Origin of the sequence: Mycobacterium simiae, from assembly GCF_008370645.1 — a bacterium.
In the GTDB taxonomy this organism is placed as follows: domain Bacteria; phylum Actinomycetota; class Actinomycetes; order Mycobacteriales; family Mycobacteriaceae; genus Mycobacterium; species Mycobacterium simiae_A.
Window position 1 is genome coordinate 1 of record NZ_VTZN01000404.1, and the last position, 1176, is coordinate 1176.

1 protein-coding gene is annotated in these 1176 nt (G+C 62.1%); it reads right to left on the reverse strand.

What is annotated here, in order from left to right:
* On the reverse strand, window positions 1-1176 hold a 1176-nt coding region (locus F0Q45_RS26090), incomplete at both ends, for an AMP-binding protein (protein WP_149656602.1).

The following is a 1176-nucleotide window of genomic DNA, read 5'->3' on the forward strand; positions in this document are numbered from 1 at the left end:
TGGCAGTTAGATTGCGGCACGCCGATCGGCACCGGCGCCTGATGCGTGGGACTGGTGGGCCAATGGGTGACCGAGACGGTCGCCTCGGTCGGGCCATACAGATTGTGCAGATTCGCTTCACACAACACGGCAAACGCGCCGACGGTCGCAGCGGGCAACGTCTCTCCGGCTACGAACACATCGCGTAATGACGCCAACTGCTCTTTTCTTGCGACGGAGCACAATGCCGACAGCAGCGACGGGACGAAGTCGGTCAGGGTGACCCCGTGTGCGCTAATCGTTTCGGTTAGGTACCGGGGATCCTTGTGTCCGTCCGGGCTGGCGAGCACCAACCGCGCGCCCGATACCAAAGCCGCCAGATAGCCCCACAGCGCCACATCGAAGGTGATCGCGGTCTTGTGCAAATACACATCGTGCGGACCTATCCGGTATTGGCTACCCATCCACTGCACCTGATTGACGATCGCGCTCTGCGTAACGGCCACGCCCTTGGGCCGGCCGGTGGATCCCGAGGTGAACATCACATAGGCCTGATGATCGGGATCAAGCCGAGACAGACGTTCGGCATCGGCGATCGGCTCCGACGAAAAGCCGGACAGGTCAAGGTCATCGAGGTGAACGACAGCCACGTCCGCCGCTACCAACCCCGCACCAGAACTACTCAGCACACACACTGGATCCGCGGTCTCGAGCACATGGCTGTTGCGCTGCGCGGGATGGGTCGGATCGATTGGCACGAATGCTCCGCCGGCGGCCATGATCGCCTGCATGGCGACCACCAGGTCGGTGCTGCGGGGAAGCGCCAACCCTACCAACGACTCGGGTCCCACGCCCTGGCCAATCAGGTAGCGGGCCAGCCCATTAACTCTGGCCGACAGCTCGGCGTACGTTAGGCTGTGCCGATCATCCTGTACCGCAAGAGCGTTCGGGGTGCGTGCGGCCTGGGTTGCGAACAACTCCGGGATAGTGGCCGCAGCAACAGGATTGACGGTTTCGTTGTACGTGCGCAGTAACAGCTCGCGCTGGGCGGCATCGACGATTTCGATCGAGTCGATGACCCGGTCGGCATGGGCTGTCACCACCCCTAGGACATATAAGTAGTAGCCGACGAATGTCTGGATCGTGTGGCGGTCGAATAAGTCGGTGGCGAATTCGATCAGGCCCGGCAGCCCTTGA